A 19,836-nucleotide genomic window follows, 5' to 3' on the forward strand; every position below is an offset into this window, starting at 1 on the left:
TTTGTGATCCCCGGATTGCGCTGCGCTTATCCGGGCTACCTAATCTGGCAGAAACGGTAGCCCGGGTAAGGCGTTCACGCCGCGACCCGGGTAGCGGGCGCAGACAAATTAATCCAGACGCCGTTTGGTTTTCAGCCACGTCAGGCCGATAAACATTACCGCCGAGGCGATTAAAAACATTACGTTCACCAGCAGCACCACCGGGATATTGCCCGCCAGAAACAGGCTTTGCAGGGTACTAACAAAATAGCGCGCCGGGATCACGTAGGTCACCGCGCGGATTATCGCCGGCATGCTGTCGATCTGAAAAATAAACCCGGACAGCATAATTGACGGCAGAAACGCGGCGTTCAGCGCCACCTGCGCGGCGTTAAACTGGTTGCGGGTAATGGTGGAAATCAGCAGCCCCATTCCCAGGGTGCTCAACAAAAACAGGCTGGTGATAAAAAACAGAATTACCAGCGAACCGCGAAACGGCACGCCGAGAATAAACACCGCCACCAGCATACACAGCAGCATCGCCAGCATGCCGAGGAAATAGTAGGGGATCAGCTTGCACAGCAGCAGTTCGGCGCGGGTAATCTCGGTCGACAGCAGCGCCTCCATGGTGCCGCGCTCCCACTCGCGGGCCACCACCAGCGAGGTCAGGATCGCGCCGACCACCGTCATAATGATGGTAATCGCGCCGGGGATAATAAAATGCTGGCTGATGGCGGCCGGGTTAAACCAGTAGCGCGTCTGCACGTCGATAAGCGGCTCGAAGGTTTCGCCGCGATCTTCCGCCCGCTGCTGCTGCCAGATTTGCCAGATGCCTTCGACGTAGCCCTGGGCGAAGTTAGCGGTATTCGGTTCGCTGCCGTCGGTGATGAGCTGGATCGGCGCATCGTCGCCGGGGCGGGCCATCTTGCGGTCGAAATCTACCGGAATGGTTACCAGCGCGCGAATGCGTCCCGCCTGCATCATCTGCACCAGTTGCTGGCGGTTATCGCTGACGGTGGCGTCGATATAGGGGGAGCCGGTCATGGTATGGACAAAATCCAGCGCCTCTTCGCTTTGCTGCTCCAGCAGCACGCCCACCCGCAGCTTGCTGGAGTCGAGGTTAATCCCGTAGCCAAAGATAAATAGCAGCAGCAGGGGGATGACCACCGCAATCAGCCAGCTGCTGGGGTCGCGGACAATCTGCCGCGTCTCTTTCACGCACAGGGCGCGTACGCGCCGCCACGATAGCCATTTAGCGCTCACCGGCGTTCTCCTTGTCCCAATCGTGGATGAGGGTAATAAATGCCTGCTCCATCGTCGGGTCAGGCTGTTTATCATCCGCTGCCAGCGCCTTCAAATCGTCCGGCGTGCCGCTGGCGATCAGCTTGCCGTGATAGACCAGGCCGATACGATCGCAATACTCCGCTTCATCCATAAAGTGGGTGGTGACCATCACCGTCACGCCTTTATCCACCATGCTGTTGATATGCAGCCAGAATTCACGGCGGGTGAGGGGATCGACCCCGGAAGTGGGTTCATCAAGAAACAGGATATCCGGCTCGTGCATTAGCGAGCAGGCCAGCGCCAGGCGCTGCTTATAGCCGAGCGGCAGATCGTCGGCGGCCTGCCGGGCGATGCTTTTCAGGCCAAACGCCTCGCTCATGCTGGCGATTTTGTCGTTCTGCTCCCGCCCGCGCAGGCCGTACACGCCGGAGAAGAAGCGCAGGTTCTGCTCGACGGAAAGGTTGCCGTAGAGCGAGAACTTCTGCGCCATATAGCCCAGATGCTGACGCGCCTTGCCGGAGCTGACTTTCAGGTCCATGCCCAGCACCAGCGCTTTACCGGAGGTGGGGACCAGCAGGCCGCACATCATCTTAAAGGTAGTGGACTTGCCCGCGCCGTTAGGCCCGAGGAGGCCGAATATCTCCCCGCGCTTGACCTGGAAATCAACGTGGTCGGTGGCGGCAAAATCGCCGAATTTCTTGGTCAGGGTCTGCGCTTCAATCACCGTGTCCTCATGGGAGCCTTCCACGGTGTGGATAATGTTGCCCAGCGGCGATTCGGCGGTCCCGGCGCCGCCCAGCAGGTCGATAAAGGCGTCCTCGAAGCGCGGCGCGGTTTCGGCGACCTCGAGCGGCGGCATATCGGTAGCGTTCTGGACTTCACTGATGCTGGCCTCTTTTTTAAGGATCAGGCGTACCGATTTCCCCTGAATCACGCCATCGCTCACCTGCGGCAGCTTCAGCGTCCGCTGGAGGAGGCGGCGATTATTCTCCTCGCCGCTGGAAATCAAAAAGCTGCGTCCGGCCATGGTCTGCGTCAGCTCTTTTGGCGCCCCCTGATAGAGCAGCTGGCCCTCGTTCATCAACAGCACGTCCCGGCACTGCTCGGCCTCATCAAGATAAGAGGTGCTCCAGAGGATCAGCATTCCGTCGCCCGCCAGTTCATGCACCATTTGCCACAGTTCGCGGCGCGAGATGGGGTCGACGCCGACGCCGGGTTCATCAAGCAGCAGGACTTTCGGTTCGCCGACCAGGGTGCAGGCCAGACCAAGTTTCTGCTTCATGCCGCCGGAAAGCTTGCCCGCCAGCCGGCTGGTAAAGGGGCCGAGGGAGGTAAATTCCAGCAGCCTGGCGAAGGTTTTTTCCCGCGCCTCGCCGGTCACGCTGCGCAGATCGGCGTAGAGCGTCAGGTTTTCCATCACCGTCAGATCTTCATACAGGCCGAATTTCTGCGGCATATAGCCGAGCACCGCGTGCAGGGCGCTATCGTCGGCAATCGGGTCGTAGCCGATGACCGTTGCGCTGCCTGCGTCGGGCTTCAGCAGCCCGGCGAGCATGCGCATCAGGGTGGTTTTTCCCGCGCCGTCAGGGCCCACCAGACCGGTTACATAGCCGGAGTGAATGGTGCAGTCCAGCGGCGCGACGGCCGGGCGGTCCATGCCGGCAAAGCGCCGGGTCAGGCCGCTCAGCGTAATGACGTCCTCGCTCATTGGCCGTTTCCGTGACTGAAGGTGACGGTGACAGGCATCCCCTGGCGCAGCGCGTCGTCGGCATCGGTGACCACAATACGCAGGCGATAAACCAGATCGGTGCGCAGATCCGGCGTCTCCACGGTTTTCGGCGTGAATTCAGCGGTAGGGGAAACGAAGCCGATTTTGCCGCGGTAGGGTTTATCCGGGCGACTATCGGTGTAAAGCAGCACTTCGCGACCCGGCTGGGCCTGGCCGAGGTTTTTTTCATCGATATAGGCGCGTACCCACACCGGATGGGTTAACGAGAGCGTCATCACCGTGCCGCCGGCGCTGAGCATGCTGCCCGGCTCGACGGCGCGGGTCATCAGCGTTCCGTCGGACGGCGAGGTCAACGTGGTATCGTGCAGATCCAGCTTCGCCTGCGCCAGCGCGGCCTGCGCCTGCTCAAGGCTGGCTTTGGCCTGGGCGATTTCCTGCGGACGATTTCCCGCGCGATACTGGCGCAGCTTATCCTGCGCGGACTTCAGCGTCGCCTGGGCCTGATCGCGCGAGGAGCGGGCGTTTTCCAGGTCGTTAGCGGAGATGGCGCTGCTTTTGCGCAGCCCCAGCTGGCGTTGGTAAAAGTTCTGCGCGTAGTCGTAAGCCGCCTGCGCCTGGTTGACCGCGGCGGCGGCCTGGGCAATCTCTTCCGAACGATACCCCGCCATCATCAGGTCGTACTGCGCCCGGGCGGTGGACACGTTGGCCTGCGCCTGTTGGAGGGCGTTTTCGTACGGCGCGCGATCCAGCTCGCCCAGGGTCTGCCCGGCTTTAATCGCATCGCCCTCGTCGACGCTGAGCGACGCCAGCCGCCCGCCCACGCGGAAGCTGAGGTTGACGGTACGAATATCCACGTTGCCATATAGCGTGAGCGTTTTCTGCTGGCTGCTCTGGTACCACCACCAGCCTCCGCCAAGGACAGCGGCCAGCAGGAGAAGCAGCACAACGATGATGAGCGGTTTTTTCATGACTCCAGACTCCTTTGCGATAATCCTTCCAGAACGAAATCAATATGGCAGGTGATAACCTCAATAATTTGTGCGGTTTTGTCCCGATCGAACTCGGCCCAGCCCGCGCGGCGCAGCACCGTTTCCCGCCCAAGGCGAAAAGCGAGCACTTCGCCCAGCAGCGCGTGGGTGTGAAGCACCATTTGCGTGCTGTCGGCGTTAAGGCCGGTATAGGCGGCGATTAAACGGGTCAGGTAGCAGTGTAGTGGAGCAATCACCTGATCGTGGATGAGCCGGTAGGCCGGCGTCGGCGACAACTGCTCGCGGGAGATGAATTTGCTCAAATTGACGGTGTCGTCCTGGGTCAGCAGCAGGATCATGTTCTGGCAGGCGCCAAGTATCAGGCTGCGCATCGCAGTTTTATCCGGCACAGGCTCAGTGAACAGCGCTTCCGCCGCCTGTGCGTGGGGGCGGAAATTGTGTTCGATAAAATCAGCGATCCACTGGGCGCAGGCGAGGTAGAGATCGTCTTTGGAACCAAAATAGTAGGTAATGGCGGCGATATTTTGCCCGGCCTGAGCGGCGATATCGCGGGTCGTGGCGTGCAGGCCGTATTCGCCAAACTGGGCGATTGCGGCGGCGATAAGCTGGCTTTTCGCCTGCTCGCCCTTGCTGGTAATGGGAGTTGTCGTCATCACGCTGGAAAAGTTAATCAATCGATTGATTAACTCTAGGCGCAGGTTTGCGGTTTGTCCACCGTTTGCTGCTAGATATGAAATCCTTCGTGGCTTAGCTCCTCGGCAACCCAGTTAAAGAAGATCTTCACTTTCTCTTTTTGCTCATTCGGGTGCGGTAAAACGAAGTGATGGGCATTAACCGGCATACTGACGTCGCGGCTAAAGACGGGTTCCAGGTGACGTTGACGAACGCTCTGCCCGGCCAGCAAATTACTCTCAAGAATAATCCCCATCCCCATGCGCGCGGCCTCGATACTCATATAGGAGCGGTCAAAATTAAAAATAAAGTTTTTATTCCAGCCGCGAACTTTATGCCAGGACAGCCAGTTGCTCCAGCCGATCAGCGTGCTATCGGAATGAATAAGATCGCAGGCTAACAAATCTTCAATGGACTGAACGTCGCGTCCGGCTAAATAAGTCGATGAGGTGAAGGGGAGCATGCGTTCGTTTTTTATGGTCTTGACCACCAGGGTTGGCCACTGTGAGAGCCCGTGGCGAATATCAATATCGATATTATCGCGGGAGAACTGAATGCTTTCATAAGAACAGGTCAGGCTAATTTTAAGCTCCGGCCAGGCCTGGCGAAACTTATGAAGTCGGGGCATCAACCACAATAAGCCAAAGCTCGGCGCTGAATGAATCCGTAAATAATCCTGGTGGATATCATTAATCACCTGGTTAGTGGCCTGGCCAATAATATTTAAGGCTCCGGAAACTTCTTTAAGATATTTTTCACCAATGGTGGTTAAGACCATTCCTTTACTGCTGCGGGAAAATATCTTCTTTCCCAGATACTGTTCCAGGCTGGCTATCTGATGACTGACTGCGGAAGCTGTAATATTGAGATTCTCCGCTGCCAGGTTCAGGCTGCCGGTATCGGCCACTTCAATAAATGCCTGAATATTGCGTAAGGATGGCATCGGCAAGCTTTTATTTGGCAGCGGCTGGTTCATGATTTCCTCCGGTGAGTGGAATAATGCAGGGTGATTTGTTTACTCAAAAAACAGTACATCCAGCGGTTATCCCAGAAAATGAGGGTCAGGATAGCATAGCCGGGAAATAAGATATGGCGTAATCCGTGATGAACTTAACAGTTTTAAATATGAAGCTCTCGGAAAAATAATTGACAGGAATTTGAATGCAGTCACGAAGCAAATTTTTCTCACGCGTAATTGAGCTTTTTTGAATACCCTTTCTTTTTGGGATTGTTATATTGCAACCACAGGCCTGATAACAGGGCGCGATGCGGTAAGGTTCGCGACAAAAAGCATAAAAAATACAGAGGATACCCTATGTCACGTATAGATACTGTGGTCTGTACTGACGCCAGGAAAACAAAATATCGTTTTGTGGTTTTGACGATGATTTTCCTGGTGTATGCCATAAATTACGCCGACAGAACGAATATCGGCGCGGTATTGCCGTTCATTATTGATGAGTTTCATATCAACAACTTTGAAGCCGGGGCCATCGCCAGCATGTTTTTCCTGGGCTATGCGGTCAGCCAGATCCCGGCCGGCTTTTTCATTGCCAAACGCGGCACGCGAGGGCTGGTCGCGCTGTCGATTTTCGGTTTTTCTGCTTTTACCTGGCTAATGGGCACCGTGAGCTCGGTGTTTGGCCTGAAGATGGTGCGGCTGGGGCTGGGGCTTAGCGAAGGGCCATGTCCGGTAGGCCTGGCTTCGACCATTAATAACTGGTTCCCGCCGAAAGAGAAAGCCACGGCAACGGGCGTCTACATCGCCGCCACCATGTTTGCGCCGATCATCGTACCGCCGCTGGCGGTATGGATCGCGGTAACCTGGGGCTGGCGATGGGTCTTTTTCTCCTTTGCGATACCGGGAATTGTGGCGGCGGTGGCGTGGTACCTGTTGGTTAAGTCAACACCCGCAGAGAGCGGATTTGTTTCGCAAAGCGAACTGGAAGAGATTAACGCCGGGCGTGAAAGCGATAAAAACGCCGTACGGCAAAATATATTAATTGCCGATCGCTTTATCTGGCTGGATAAATTTATTCGGGTGAAAAAGCTTACCCCTATTGATACGGCGAAAGGATTATTTACCTCGAAAAATATTCTTGGCGACTGTCTGGCTTATTTTATGATGGTTAGCGTGCTGTACGGATTATTAACGTGGATCCCGCTTTATTTGGTTAAAGAGCGCGGTTTTGATGTAATGAGCATGGGCTTCGTGGCAAGTATGCCGTGTATTGGCGGTTTTATAGGTGCGATTGGCGGTGGATGGATTTCGGATAAGGTATTAGGCCGGCGACGTAAACCGACAATGATGTTTACCGCGATTTCCACCGTGGTCATGATGCTCATTATGCTAAATATTCCCGCGAGCACCTGGGCGGTCTGTGTCGGATTATTCTTCGTCGGTTTATGTTTGAATATTGGCTGGCCGGCCTTTACCGCCTACGGTATGGCCGTTTCGGATAATAAAACCTATCCGATCGCCTCTTCTATTATCAATAGCGGCGGTAACCTCGGCGGATTTGTTGCCCCGATGGCTGCGGGCTTTTTACTCGATCAAACCGGCAGCTTTAATTCGGTATTCACCTATTTTGGTATCTGCGCCGCAATAGGTCTGGTGGTGATTCTCTTTCTCGATGAGCCACAATAACGGAAATATATCCTGTTAATTAATATGCGTCATATCATGGAGTGAAAATATGTTATTAAAAGATAAAGTCGCCATTATTACCGGCGCGGCCTCGGCACGCGGTTTGGGTTTTGCCACCGCCAAATTATTTGCTGAAAACGGCGCCAGCGTGGTCATTCTCGACCTCAATAGCGAAGCCAGCAAAGCGGCGGCCGCGGCCTTAGGCGAAGGCCATCTTGGCCTGGCGGCGAACGTTGCCGATGAAGTTCAGGTTCAGGCGGCGATGGAACAGATTCTGGCGAAATATGGCCGGGTCGATGTGCTGGTGAATAATGCCGGGATTACTCAGCCGCTGAAGCTGATGGATATTAAGCGCGCCAACTACGACGCGGTGCTGGACGTCAGCCTGCGCGGCACGCTGCTGATGTCGCAGGCGGTTATTCCGACGATGCGGGCGCAAAAATCGGGCAGCATCGTCTGTATCTCTTCGGTTTCCGCCCAGCGCGGCGGCGGTATCTTCGGCGGCCCGCACTACAGCGCGGCGAAAGCCGGGGTGCTCGGCCTGGCGCGGGCGATGGCGCGCGAGCTTGGTCCGGATAACGTCCGCGTTAACTGCATTACCCCGGGGCTGATTCAGACCGATATCACCGCCGGTAAGCTGACCGACGACATGACGGCCAATATCCTTGCCGGGATCCCGATGAACCGCCTTGGCGATGCGGTGGATATCGCGCGCGCCGCCCTGTTCCTCGGCAGCGATCTCTCTTCCTACTCGACCGGTATCACCCTGGACGTGAACGGCGGCATGTTAATCCACTAAGCGAGGCAAGCAGATGAAAATCACGGAATCACAAAAAGTTGCCGCGGCGGCGTGGCGTATCCGCCGCTATGCCCTGCAAATGGGCGAGGTTCAGGGACAGGGCTACATCGGCCAGGCGTTAGGCTATGCGGATGTGCTGGCCACCGCGTTCAGCCACGCGATGCGCTACCGCCCGGAAGAACCGGAGTGGGAAGGACGCGACCGCTTCCTGCTCTCGCACGGCCATTACGCCATCGCCTATTATGCGGCGCTGCTGGAAGCGGAAATTATCCCGCAAGAGGAGCTGGAGACCTACGGTTCCGACGACAGCCGTCTGCCGATGTCGGGTATGGCAACCTATACGCCGGGGATGGAGATGTCAGGCGGCTCGCTGGGACAGGGGCTCTCCATTGCCGTCGGGATGGCGCTCGGCCTGCGGCAGAAGCGCAGCGCATCCTGGGTTTATAACTCCATGTCTGATGGGGAGCTGGACGAAGGGTCGACCTGGGAAGCGGCGATGTCGGCGGCCCATTACGGCCTGACGAACCTGATAAATATCGTTGATGTGAACAAACAGCAGGCGGACGGCGATTCGCGCAAAATCCTCGGCTTTGAGCCGCTGCATGAAAAATGGTCCGCCTTCGGCTGGTACGTGCAGCGCGTGGACGGCAACGATCTGGCGGCGGTGATTACCGCCTTCGACAACGCGAAAAATCATGCGGGCAACCAGCCGCGGGTCATTTTATGCGACACGCTGATGGGCAAAGGGGTGCCGTTCCTGGAAACCCGCGATAAGAACCATTTTATCCGCGTCGATGCCGACGAATGGCAAAAGGCGATTGCGGTGCTGGACGCCAACAAACCGGAAGGAGTGCTGTAATGAGCCAGAGTAAACCACGTTTAAAGACGTCGGCGATGATCGCCTCTATTGCTGATGAAGGCCAGGCGACCGTTTCCGCCCCGTTTGGCGTCGCCCTATCGAAGCTGGCGGCGCAGCGCCCGGAAATCGTCGGGATGACCGCGGATCTGTCAAAGTATACCGATCTGCATATCTTCGCCCAGGCCTTCCCGGATCGCTTCTTCCAGATGGGGATGGCGGAGCAGCTGCTGATGGGGGCCGCCGGGGGAATGGCGAAGGAAGGATTTATTCCCTTCGCCACCACCTATGCCGCTTTTGCTACCCGCCGCGCCTATGATTTTATCCATCAGGTTATCGCCGAAGAGCATCTGAACGTGAAGATCTGCGCGGCGCTGCCGGGTCTGACCACCGGCTACGGGCCGAGCCATCAGGCAACGGAAGATCTGGCGATTATGCGCGGCATCCCCGGGATGGTCATCGTCGATCCCTGCGATGCGCTGGAGATAGAACAGGCGGTACCGGCGATTGCCGACCACAGCGGTCCGGTGTATATGCGTCTGCTGCGCGGTAAGGTGCCGCTGGTGCTCGATAAATATGATTATCAATTTGAGCTGGGCAAGGCGAAGCTGCTGGAGGACGGTAATTATGTGCTGATTATCTCTTCCGGGCTGATGACCATGCGCGCCCTGGAAGCGGTTGCAAAACTGCGGGCCGATAATATCAGCGCGGCGGTACTGCACGTACCCACCATCAAACCGCTCGATGAAAAAGCGATCGTTGCGCAGGCGTCGAGGCCCGGTCGTCTGGTGGTGACCGCGGAAAACCACACGTCGGTTGGCGGGTTAGGGGAGGCGGTTGCCGCGCTGCTGATGCGCAAAGGCGTGCGCTGCGAACTGGATACCGTCGGTTTGCCCGACGAATTCCTGCTGGCCGGGGCGCTTCCGACGCTGCACGACCGCTACGGCATTTCCACCGCGAAGATGGTCGAAAAAATTAAGTATCGCCTGCGTTAGTTGTTTTCGCCGCCGCGTTCTGCGGCGGCGCTTGTTTATCGCCAGGACCGGGAGCAGTGGTTTGTTAGCCAGAGGATTCTTTTCGGCAGATTTTATGCGGTTCATCACAAAATCTGCTAGACTGCGCAGCTTCATGGCATTGTGGTTTTTGCCATCTCTTTCGCAATAATCTCCCTGAAAACTACGCCTGTGACGGGCCGGGGCGGTTCGGAGTTGTTATGTCTTTTGATTCCCTTGGCCTGAATCCTGAAATCCTGCGCGCCGTCGCTGAGCAGGGCTACGTTGAGCCAACCCCTATTCAGCAGCAGGCCATCCCGGCGGTATTACAGGGTCGCGATCTGATGGCCAGCGCCCAGACCGGTACTGGTAAAACGGCGGGATTTACGCTGCCGCTGCTTCAGCACCTGGTCCAGAAAGAACCGCACGCTAAAGGCCGTCGTCCGGTGCGCGCGCTGATCCTGACCCCCACGCGCGAGCTGGCGGCGCAGATTGGCGAGAACGTGCGGGATTACAGCAAATACCTTAACGTTCGTTCGCTGGTGGTGTTCGGCGGCGTGAGCATTAACCCGCAGATGATGAAGCTGCGCAGCGGCGTCGATATCCTGGTGGCAACGCCCGGCCGCCTGCTGGATCTTGAACATCAGAACGCCGTGAGCCTGGACAAAGTTGAAGTGCTGGTGCTGGATGAAGCCGACCGTATGCTGGATATGGGCTTTATTCACGATATTCGCCGGGTACTGGCGAAGCTGCCGGCAAAGCGCCAGAACCTGCTGTTCTCCGCAACCTTCTCCGACGAGATTAAATCGCTGGCGGAAAAGCTGCTGCATAATCCGCTGGAAATTGAAGTCGCTCGCCGCAACACCGCTTCAGAACAGGTGAGCCAGCTGGTGCATTTTGTCGACAAAAAGCGCAAGCGCGAGCTGCTGTCGCAGATGATCGGCGAAGGCAACTGGCAGCAGGTGCTGGTCTTTACCCGCACCAAGCACGGCGCTAACCATCTGGCGGAGCAGCTTAATAAAGACGGCATCCGCAGCGCCGCCATTCACGGCAACAAGAGCCAGGGCGCGCGTACCCGCGCGTTGGCTGACTTTAAATCCGGCGGCATTCGCGTGCTGGTGGCGACCGATATCGCCGCGCGCGGTCTGGACATTGAAGAGCTGCCGCACGTGGTGAACTACGAGCTGCCAAACGTACCGGAAGACTATGTGCACCGTATTGGTCGTACCGGGCGCGCCGCGGCAACGGGTGAAGCGCTGTCGCTGGTCTGCGTGGATGAACATAAGCTGCTGCATGATATCGAACGCTTGCTGAAAAAAGAGATCCCGCGTATCGCCCTTGCGGGCTATGAGCCGGATCCGTCGATCAAAGCCGAGCCGATTCAGAACGGTCGTCAGCAGCAGCGCGGCGGCGGCGGCCGTGGTGGCCAAAGTCAGGGCCGCGGCGGCCAGGGACAAGGTCGCGGTCAGCAGTCCGCGCCGCGTCGTACCGATGGCGAAGCGCCGAAAGCGCGAACTCAGGACGGTAAACCTCCTCGCCGTCGTCGCCCGCGCAAACCCGCGGCGGCTGAGTAACCCTATCCCGTCACTCCTGCGGGCATAGCCGCGAACGCGCGGCCATGCCCCGGATGGGTTATCCGGGTAAGGCTCCTTGCCCGGCATGCTCTTCGCTCACGTTGAACCTCGAGCGAGATTCCAGTTTGCTCAGAAAGACATTCCTCCCGATGGCGAAAAAATGGCACAATAGTGGCTGTTTATACAGTATTCAGGTTTTCTCATGGCTTTGACCGCAGCGCTGAAAGCGCAAATCGCCGCCTGGTATAAGGCGCTTCAGGAACAAATTCCTGACTTTATTCCCCGTCCTCCGCAGCGGCAGATGATCGCCGATGTGGCGAAGACGCTTGCCGGGGAAGAGGGGCGGCATCTGGCGATAGAAGCCCCGACCGGCGTCGGTAAAACCTTGTCATATCTGATTCCCGGCATCGCCATTGCCCGTGAAGAACAAAAAACGCTGGTGGTCAGTACCGCCAACGTTGCTCTGCAGGACCAAATCTACAGCAAAGACCTGCCGCTGCTGCGCAAAATCATTCCCGACCTGCGATTTACCGCCGCCTTTGGCCGCGGGCGCTACGTCTGCCCGCGTAACCTGGCCGCCCTTGCCAGCACCGAACCGACGCAGCAGGATTTACTGGCCTTTCTTGATGACGAACTCACGCCCAATAACCAGGCGGAGCAGAAGCTGTGCGCGACGCTGAAAGCGGATCTCGATAGCTATAAATGGGACGGCCTGCGCGATCATACCGATAAAAACGTTGATGATTCATTATGGAGCCGCCTGAGCACCGACAAAGCCAGCTGTCTGAACCGCAACTGCCACTACTACCGCGAATGCCCCTTCTTCGTCGCCCGCCGGGAAATCCAGGAGGCCGAAGTGGTGGTGGCGAACCATGCGCTGGTGATGGCGGCCATGGAGAGCGAAGCGGTGCTGCCGGAGCCTAAGCATTTGCTGCTGGTGCTGGATGAAGGCCACCATCTTCCGGAGGTGGCCCGCGATGCGCTGGAAATGAGCGCGGAAATTACCGCCCCGTGGTACCGCCTGCAGCTGGATCTTTTTACGAAGCTGGTCGCGACCTGCATGGAGCAGTTTCGTCCTAAGACCACGCCGCCGCTGGCCAATCCCGAACGGCTGAATGGGCATTGCGAGGAGCTCTACGAACTCATCTCCTCCCTGAATAACATCCTCAACCTGTACATGCCGGCCGGGCAGGAGGCTGAGCACCGCTTCCCGATGGGAGAGCTACCGGCGGAAGTGATGGAAATCTGCCAGCGGCTGGCGAAGCTCACCGAGACGCTGCGCGGTCTGGCGGAGCTGTTCCTTAACGATCTGGGCGAAAAAACCGGCAGCCACGACGTGGTGCGTTTGCACCGGGTTCTGCTGCAGATGAACCGCGCGCTGGGGATGTTTGAGAGCCAAAGTAAACTCTGGCGGCTGGCATCGCTGGCGCAATCCTCCGGCGCGCCGGTGACCAAATGGGTTACCCGCGACCTGCGGGATGGCCAGATGCATATCTGGTTCCACTGCGTGGGGATCCGCGTCAGCGAACAGCTGGAGAGGCTGCTGTGGCGCAGCGTCCCGCATATCGTCGTCACCTCTGCGACGCTACGCTCGCTGAATAGCTTTTCGCGTTTGCAGGAGATGAGCGGGCTGAAAGAGGAGGCGGGAGACCGCTTTGTGGCGCTGGACTCGCCCTTCAACCACGTCGAACAGGGCAAAATCGTCATTCCGCAGATGCATTACGAACCGCTTATCGATAACGAAGAGCAGCATATCGCCGAGATGGCCGCCTATTTCCGGGAGCAGGTCGAGAGCAAAAAGCATCTCGGCATGCTGGTGTTGTTCGCCAGCGGAAGAGCGATGCAGCGCTTTCTCGAACACGTTACCGATCTGCGCCTGCTGCTGCTGGTTCAGGGCGATAAGCCTCGCTACCGGCTGGTCGAGCTGCATCGCAAACGCGTAGAAGGCGGCGAGCGCAGCGTACTGGTTGGGCTGCAATCCTTCGCGGAAGGGCTGGATTTAAAAGGCGAGTTGTTAAGCCAGGTGCATATTCATAAGATCGCGTTCCCGCCGATAGACAGCCCGGTGGTGATTACCGAAGGCGAATGGCTCAAAAGCCTCAACCGCTATCCGTTCGAAGTTCAGAGCCTGCCCAGCGCGTCATTCAACCTGATTCAGCAGGTTGGCCGCCTGATTCGTAGCCATAGCTGCTGGGGAGAGGTGGTGATTTATGACAAACGCCTGTTGACCAAAAACTACGGTAAGCGTTTATTGAATGCATTACCCGTATTTCCGATAGAGCAGCCAGCCGTCCCTGAGGTTATAGTAAAAACTAAAACAAAACAGACGCGTCGCAAACGGCGTTAGCGGTGCAGTGTCGATGATGTGAGAAGCTCAGAGGAGCCTGCAATGGACTACAGCAAAATCATTAAAGAAGTCGGGCGCGGCAAAAATCACGCCCGCGACCTGGACGTGGAGACGGCGCGCGCGCTCTACTCGCGGATGCTTAACGGCGAGGTGCCTGAGCTCGAACTCGGCGGCATTCTCATTGCCCTGCGCATCAAGGGCGAAGGTGAAGCGGAGATGAAGGGCTTCTATGAAGCGATGCAGAATCATACGATGAAGCTGACGCCGCCGATCGCTAAACCGATGCCGATAGTGATCCCCAGCTACAACGGCGCGCGCAAGCAGGCTAACCTGACGCCTCTGCTCGCCGTGCTTCTGCATAAGCTTGGCTTCCCGGTGATTGTTCACGGCGTGAGCCACGATCCCACCCGCGTGCTGACGGAAACGATTTTTGAACTGATGGGGATCCCGGCGACGCTTCAGGCGGGCCAGGCCCAGGCGCGGTTAGACAGCCATCAGCCGGTTTACGTGCCGGTCGGCGCATTGTGTCCGCCGCTGGAAAAACAGCTGGCGATGCGCTGGCGCATGGGGGTGCGTAACAGCGCCCACACGCTGGCCAAGCTGGCGACGCCGTTTGCTGAAGATGCGGCGCTGCGCCTGTCGAGCGTTTCGCATCCTGAATACGTTGGCCGGGTGGCGAAATTCTTTGCCGAGATCGGCGGCCGGGCGCTGCTGATGCACGGTACCGAAGGCGAAGTTTACGCCAATCCGCAGCGCTGTCCGCAGATCAGCCTGATTGACGCGGCCGGTACGCGGGTGGTTAACGAGCGTCAGGATGGCGCAGCGGAGCAGGCGCTCGTCCTGCCGGCGTCAAAAGATCCCGAAGTGACCGCGCGCTGGATTGAGCACTGTTCTGTAGGGAGCGAGCCGTTGCCGCAATCGCTGAAAATTCAGCTGGCCTGCTGTCTGGTGGCGACCGGCGTCGTCGCCTCTCTGGAGCAGGGGCTGGCGAAGGTGGCTGAGAGCTGGTAAGCGTATCGGCAGGCAAAAAAAAGCCCGTCCAGTGGCATGGACGGGCAAGGCAAGGGTATTAAAGGATCTTACAGGGTTAAAACAGTGGCATTACAGAGTGTTGCTACAGGAAATGCTGGCGATTATTTGTAGATAACCGCGGTACCGCTCAGTTTGTTGTTGCTGTTAGCGGAGGTAATGCTATAGCCGGTCGCGCCAGCGGCCTCTGCTTTTTCAGCCAGTTTGGCCTCCAGTCCATCCAGCGTCGTCGCGCCTTCAGCAGAAACCACACCGATTTTGTTCATGCTCTCTGCCTGAGCCGATGTGACCGGCTGAGCGGCGAACGCGCCGAAAGACAGAGCGGACAGGGCGATAGCAGCAGCAGCGTATTTGATGTTTTTCATAATTAATCTCTCGCAGGTTGTTCTGTATAGGGGACGATGTTCCGTCGATGTGATAAGTATCACGGTTTTTGGCGGGAGATAAAATCGAAGGAAATTAACAATCTCAATCTAATTTTTTGAATGATTATTAATTTATTGAATATTAATAAATTATTTTAGCCGATGGCGGCGAAACCGGTTGGGACGGCGTTCAGCGGGCTGGAAGGGCACATTTTGCCACTCCGTTTGCCAAAAATCGTGCGCGAAAAGTTAATGCGATATGCGGTAATGAACGGTAAATATCGGTCAGCGAAGCTGGCTATCTTTGGAAACTCTGCGATTATATCCCGAAAATGTATTGTTATGTAAATCTTTCTCCTGTTGGCATTTAACGCAGTATTTGACTCCCGCCACCGCCCGTCGGCGCGCCTCAGGAATCGGCTCTCCGCATTCTTCACAAAATTTGTTGCTTTCGCCCGATGACAGCTCATTTCGCGCCCGGGCTATCGCGTCGTTGATGGTGCTGTCGATCTGTTCCTGCACCGCGTCATCATTTGCCCAACCTGATGCCATAGTTCACCTCTCTATCTCTTCTCTCTTTAGTATAGAGAATATGGGGGTAAAAAATGACCAGACAAGGCTCAGATCTCTGACCATTCGCGCAGCAGGTTATGGTACAGATTAAGCAGAGACAGCACTTCGTCGCTTTCGCCGTGGCGGCTTTTTAATTTCTGAATATTGCCATCCAGTTCAAACAGCATACTGCGGCGTTTATCGTCACGGATCATTGACTGAATCCATAAGAACGAGGCGACGCGGACGCCTGAGGTCACCGGGGTGACGCAGTGCAGGCTGCTCGAAGGGTAGAGCACCAGGTCCCCGGCCGGGAGCTTAACCGCGTGCTGCCCGTAGGTGTCGTTGACGACCAGCTCACCGCCTGCGTAACTTTCCGGAGCGCTTAAAAACAGGGTGGCGGAAAGATCGGTGCGCATCCAGCCGCCCTGCGCCTGGCTGCGCACCGCGCCGTCGACGTGGAAACCGTAAGTTTCGCTCTGCTGGTAGCGGTTGAACAGCGGGCTGGAAATCGCCTTCGGCAGCGCGGCGGCAAAAAAAAGCGAACTGCGGTTCAGCGCCGCCAGCACGTTGCCCTGAAGCTCGGCGTAGAGGTTGCTGCGGGTGTCCACCTGCTGGTTATGTTTGACCTGAGCGCCCTGGTCGCCGGTCGTCACGCGCCCGTCAACCCATTCCGCCTGCTGAAGCTGAGCGGTAAAATCGTCCACTTCCTGAGGGGTGAGAACGGCGGGAATATGGTACATCATCGTTTTATCTCCTGAGAAAACGGGGCGTTGCCGCCCCGCCGTGGATCAGAAATGGATATTGGCGGTAAGCAGGAAGGTCCGCGGCTCGCCCGGGTGATAACGGTAGCCGCTCTTGTTAATCGAGGCGACGTAGTCGGTATCAAACAGGTTGTAGACGTTCAGCTGCAGGTCGAGATTGCGGTTAATGCGGTAACCGACTTTAGCATCGGCCACCCAGTAGCCTTCGGTATAAGAAGGCGTGCCGACCGCGCCGTCGCTGCCGCGATGCATGCTGCCGACGTATCGCGCGCCGGCGCCGACGGCGATCGCATCGGTGGCCTGGTACTGGCTCCAGAGGGTAAACGCGTGCTCTGGCGTATACGGCAGCGCGCTGGTGCCATCCTGGGCGGTGTTCGCGCCTTCACGAACGCTGGCATGCTGTTGGGTATAGCCGCCGATAACCTGCCAGTCAGGAGTGATGTTACCGGCCAGTGAAATCTCATAGCCTTCAACGCGTTTCTTACCATACTGCGAATAGCTGCCGTCGTCGTTCTGCTCGACTTCGTTTTCAATATCGGTGCGGAAGAGGGCGGCGGTCAGCAGCAGGCGTTTATCCATCAGCTCCCACTTGGTGCCGAGCTCGCTGGTTTTGGCCTTCTGCGGTTTAAAGTCGGTTCGGTTGGCGCTGTTGCCGGTGCCGCTTTGCGCGAGGGTAAAGTTGCTGCCTCCCGGCGGCTGCTGGGAAACGGCGTAGTTGACGTAGAGATTGCCGTTATCGGTCAGGTGGTACAGCGCGCCGGCCTTCCAGTTCACCAGGTTACCGCTGGTTGAGGTATCGACGGTGGTGAGCGGGGTATTTTTCGCGACCCCCGTCGGGCAGGCAATGGCGCCGCGTCCGGTACCGCCGCAAAGGCTGGCGCTATCATATTTGGTCTGGTAATTGTCCAGACGGATCCCGCCGTTAAGTTCGAAGTCCTGGGAAATTTGCAGGGTATCGAAAGCATAGACGCCGAAGGTATCCGTCTGCCCGTTAGCGTTGGCGCCGCTGCGGTTCAGGCCGCCGATGGAGATGTCGCTGTTCGGATGGTAAATATTCACCGCCGGAGGCGTGAGCGGATAGACCCCGTAGTTGGTCTGGGTTTCACGGGTGAATTCCACGCCGGTGCTGACGTCATGACCGATAGCGCCGGTGTAGAACGTCGACGTCAGGTTAGTCTGGTTGGTCAGGATCTTGTTGCTGATGTCTTTGGTATTCGCCAGGCGCGACCAGGTCCAGGTGCCCACATCGTCAGGGTTTGGCTGGGTAATGTTTGACGCTCCGCCCATCACCGCGGTCATCAGATAATCCTGCTTCACGCGAGACCAGCGGGTAGTGTTGCGGATCGTCGTCGTGTCGCTCAGGTCGTGCTCGAAACGCATCGTCACGGTATCAGTCGTGGAATCATCGTAGTCGGAATCGGTGCCGTAGAAGTTGCTGGTGGCGACCTTGCCGGAGTGATTCAGCGCTGAGGTGGCGGCGTTGGGAGCGGAATAGCCCGGCAGCCCGATGGTAGGAATGCCGCCGTCGGGGGTGTTGTGCTGGGTCACGTGCAGATAGTTAAGGTACAGACGGTTCTCGGTGCCGAGACCAAATGCCGCCGATGGTGCGACGCCGTAACGCTCGTTTTTCACCTTGTCCCGGCCCGCGTCGTGGGTTTTCTCGCCCATCAGATTCAGACGCACCGCGCTGGTTTCGCCAATGGCCTGGTTAATATCCAGCGTGCCGCGTCGGAACCAGGCGCTGCCAGCGCTGGCGGAGGCGTCGATACCGGAATCGAGGCGCGGCTGTTTGCTGATCATATTGATCGAGCCGGTCGGCGCACTGCGCCCATAGTCGGAGCCTGACGGCCCCTTGATGACTTCGACCTGTTCGGTATTAAACGTATCGCGGCTGACGCTGCCAATATCGCGGATACCGTCGACGTAAATGCTGTTGGAGGTGTCCGCACCGCGCATGTAAATGGCGTCGCCGGTGGTCGAGTTGCCGTTTTCGCCAGCAAAGAAAGCGCCGACGCCGGGGACGTTTTTCAGCGCGTCGGTAAGGTTAGTGACCCCCTGATCCTTCATCACCTGCTCAGAAACCACGGTAACCGTTCGCGTGGTGTCGGCGATCGGCCGTGAAAATTTTGGATCGGCGGAGCGGGTCGGCGCGTAAAGCGATGGCGTCTGCGCTTCGACCACCAGCGTTTCGCCGCTAGTATTTTCAGTGCTATCCGCTGCAAGTAGCTGGCCGGACGGAGAAAGACTCAGGCATAAGCCAGTGAAGAGCGTGAGCGAGTTAAAACTGCTGAACGGCAAATTGTTATTTTTTTCCATTTCAATAAGTGACTTATCGTTTTAATTAGGCCATAACGACCGCAGACGAAGCGTTGCTTCGCCCCGACCACTGCAGGTGATTTCTATACAAAGTAATGAGTTTGATAATGATTGTGATAATCATTATCAAAAACGAACGAATTTTTATCACTCATTTATAAAAAAATAAATACATTTATTTACATTGACCGCAATTTTTCTACATAAAGCGCACGGGGAGGGGGAGCTTAAGGCGGGGATACGGAAATCAGCAGCCCGGCCTGGGCAACGGAGATATTGCCGGCCGGGAAGTACGCTTAGCGGGCGTCCGGACGAATAAGATCAAAACGCAGGCTTTCATCAATGCCGTAATAGGCGCTTGGCCCTCCGGCGCGCAGGATTGGTTGGGCCTTGGCGGTCTGGTAAATTCCCTCATCCAGCAGCGATTCATCGATATGCACCGCGACCACTTCGCCCAGCACCAGCCAGGTGTCAACCGCTTGCCCTTCGGCGGTGGTTAACTGGATGCATTGTGAGAGGCGACACTCGAAGTTTACCGGGCTTTCGGCGACCCGCGGCGCGCTGACGATGCGGCTGGGAGCGGCAGTCAGCCCGGCGCGGATGAATTCATCTTCGTTATGGGGAAGGGTGGCCGAGGTTTCGTTCATCGCGACCGCCAGAGGGCGGGTGGCCAGGTTCCAGACGAACTCTTTCGTCTCAGCGATATTCTGCACGCTATCTTTCCAACCGCTGCTGGCAAAACCAATAATGGGTGGCCGATAGTTAAAGCAGTTGAAAAAACTGTAGGGGGCGAGGTTACGCTGGCCGCTGTTATCAACGGAAGCTATCCAGCCGATGGGCCGCGGCCCGATAATAGCGTTCAGCGGGTCGTGAGGCAGCCCGTGTCCGTGCGAAGGTTGGTAGAAGTACATACGATACCCGTGACAAAAAAAGAGATATCCA

At 57.3% G+C, this 19,836-nt stretch carries 17 protein-coding genes; 7 read left to right on the forward strand and 10 right to left on the reverse strand.

Translation table 11 applies throughout. The features are described 5' to 3' along the window. Positions 1-108: 108 nt before the first annotated feature. From BWI76_RS08870 to BWI76_RS08890, 5 genes are all read right to left on the reverse strand, one after another. The gene (locus BWI76_RS08870; RefSeq protein ID WP_004135232.1) at positions 109-1,242 is read right to left on the reverse strand and encodes an ABC transporter permease; all 1,134 of its coding nucleotides are present in this window, start codon (positions 1,240-1,242) and stop codon (positions 109-111) included. Beyond that, positions 1,232-2,971, reverse strand: coding sequence for an ATP-binding cassette domain-containing protein (locus BWI76_RS08875; RefSeq protein ID WP_024360137.1), 1,740 nt, complete (start codon positions 2,969-2,971; stop codon positions 1,232-1,234). The genes BWI76_RS08870 and BWI76_RS08875 overlap by 11 nt, the downstream gene beginning before the upstream one ends. After that, on the reverse strand, positions 2,968-3,960 hold the full coding sequence (gene hlyD / locus BWI76_RS08880; protein WP_004135228.1) for a secretion protein HlyD: 993 nt from the start codon (positions 3,958-3,960) through the stop codon (positions 2,968-2,970). The genes BWI76_RS08875 and hlyD overlap by 4 nt, the downstream gene beginning before the upstream one ends. Beyond that, complete coding sequence (gene cecR, locus BWI76_RS08885) at positions 3,957-4,634, reverse strand: transcriptional regulator CecR (RefSeq protein ID WP_024360135.1); 678 nt, start codon at positions 4,632-4,634, stop codon at positions 3,957-3,959. The genes hlyD and cecR overlap by 4 nt, the downstream gene beginning before the upstream one ends. Positions 4,635-4,705: 71 nt before the next feature. After that, positions 4,706-5,629, reverse strand: coding sequence for a LysR substrate-binding domain-containing protein (locus BWI76_RS08890; protein ID WP_004135224.1), 924 nt, complete (start codon positions 5,627-5,629; stop codon positions 4,706-4,708). Between the two features lie 339 nt (positions 5,630-5,968). Between BWI76_RS08890 and BWI76_RS08895 the strand changes: the two genes are divergently transcribed. The 7 genes from BWI76_RS08895 (at position 5,969) to ybiB (ending at position 14,879) form a co-directional block, all read left to right on the forward strand. Further along, on the forward strand, positions 5,969-7,300 hold the full coding sequence (locus tag BWI76_RS08895; protein WP_004135221.1) for an MFS transporter: 1,332 nt from the start codon (positions 5,969-5,971) through the stop codon (positions 7,298-7,300). A gap of 49 nt (positions 7,301-7,349) precedes the next feature. Further along, positions 7,350-8,099 carry an SDR family NAD(P)-dependent oxidoreductase gene (locus tag BWI76_RS08900; protein WP_004135219.1) on the forward strand — a complete coding sequence of 250 codons (750 nt, stop codon included), beginning with the start codon at positions 7,350-7,352 and terminating at the stop codon, positions 8,097-8,099. 13 nt (positions 8,100-8,112) lie between these two features. Then, the gene (locus BWI76_RS08905) at positions 8,113-8,958 is read left to right on the forward strand and encodes a transketolase (protein ID WP_024360133.1); all 846 of its coding nucleotides are present in this window, start codon (positions 8,113-8,115) and stop codon (positions 8,956-8,958) included. Then, on the forward strand, positions 8,958-9,950 hold the full coding sequence (locus BWI76_RS08910) for a transketolase family protein (protein WP_004135205.1): 993 nt from the start codon (positions 8,958-8,960) through the stop codon (positions 9,948-9,950). Before BWI76_RS08905 ends, BWI76_RS08910 begins: the two co-directional genes overlap by 1 nt. Positions 9,951-10,168: 218 nt before the next feature. Further along, the gene (rhlE, locus tag BWI76_RS08915; protein ID WP_049087280.1) at positions 10,169-11,521 is read left to right on the forward strand and encodes an ATP-dependent RNA helicase RhlE; all 1,353 of its coding nucleotides are present in this window, start codon (positions 10,169-10,171) and stop codon (positions 11,519-11,521) included. A 202-nt stretch (positions 11,522-11,723) separates the two neighbouring features. Further along, the gene (gene dinG / locus BWI76_RS08920; RefSeq protein ID WP_004135199.1) at positions 11,724-13,868 is read left to right on the forward strand and encodes an ATP-dependent DNA helicase DinG; all 2,145 of its coding nucleotides are present in this window, start codon (positions 11,724-11,726) and stop codon (positions 13,866-13,868) included. A gap of 42 nt (positions 13,869-13,910) precedes the next feature. After that, the gene (gene ybiB, locus BWI76_RS08925) at positions 13,911-14,879 is read left to right on the forward strand and encodes a DNA-binding protein YbiB (protein ID WP_049090089.1); all 969 of its coding nucleotides are present in this window, start codon (positions 13,911-13,913) and stop codon (positions 14,877-14,879) included. Between the two features lie 122 nt (positions 14,880-15,001). On the opposite strand, the gene ybiJ is transcribed toward ybiB, so the two are convergent. From ybiJ to BWI76_RS08950, 5 genes are all read right to left on the reverse strand, one after another. Then, positions 15,002-15,262, reverse strand: coding sequence for a DUF1471 family protein YbiJ (gene ybiJ / locus BWI76_RS08930; RefSeq protein ID WP_004130722.1), 261 nt, complete (start codon positions 15,260-15,262; stop codon positions 15,002-15,004). A gap of 285 nt (positions 15,263-15,547) precedes the next feature. Continuing rightward, positions 15,548-15,814 carry a DksA/TraR family C4-type zinc finger protein gene (locus BWI76_RS08935; RefSeq protein ID WP_004135197.1) on the reverse strand — a complete coding sequence of 89 codons (267 nt, stop codon included), beginning with the start codon at positions 15,812-15,814 and terminating at the stop codon, positions 15,548-15,550. 68 nt (positions 15,815-15,882) lie between these two features. After that, positions 15,883-16,560, reverse strand: coding sequence for a PKHD-type hydroxylase YbiX (gene ybiX / locus BWI76_RS08940; protein ID WP_004135195.1), 678 nt, complete (start codon positions 16,558-16,560; stop codon positions 15,883-15,885). Positions 16,561-16,605: 45 nt separating this feature from the next. Then, a complete protein-coding gene (locus BWI76_RS08945; protein ID WP_049090088.1) occupies positions 16,606-18,894 on the reverse strand; it encodes a catecholate siderophore receptor Fiu in 2,289 nt (762 codons plus the stop codon). A 296-nt stretch (positions 18,895-19,190) separates the two neighbouring features. Then, positions 19,191-19,805, reverse strand: coding sequence for a flavin reductase family protein (locus BWI76_RS08950; protein ID WP_049090087.1), 615 nt, complete (start codon positions 19,803-19,805; stop codon positions 19,191-19,193). Between the last annotated feature and the right edge of the window lie 31 nt (positions 19,806-19,836).

Source organism: Klebsiella sp. M5al (genome assembly GCF_002090195.1).
GTDB lineage: Bacteria > Pseudomonadota > Gammaproteobacteria > Enterobacterales > Enterobacteriaceae > Klebsiella > Klebsiella grimontii.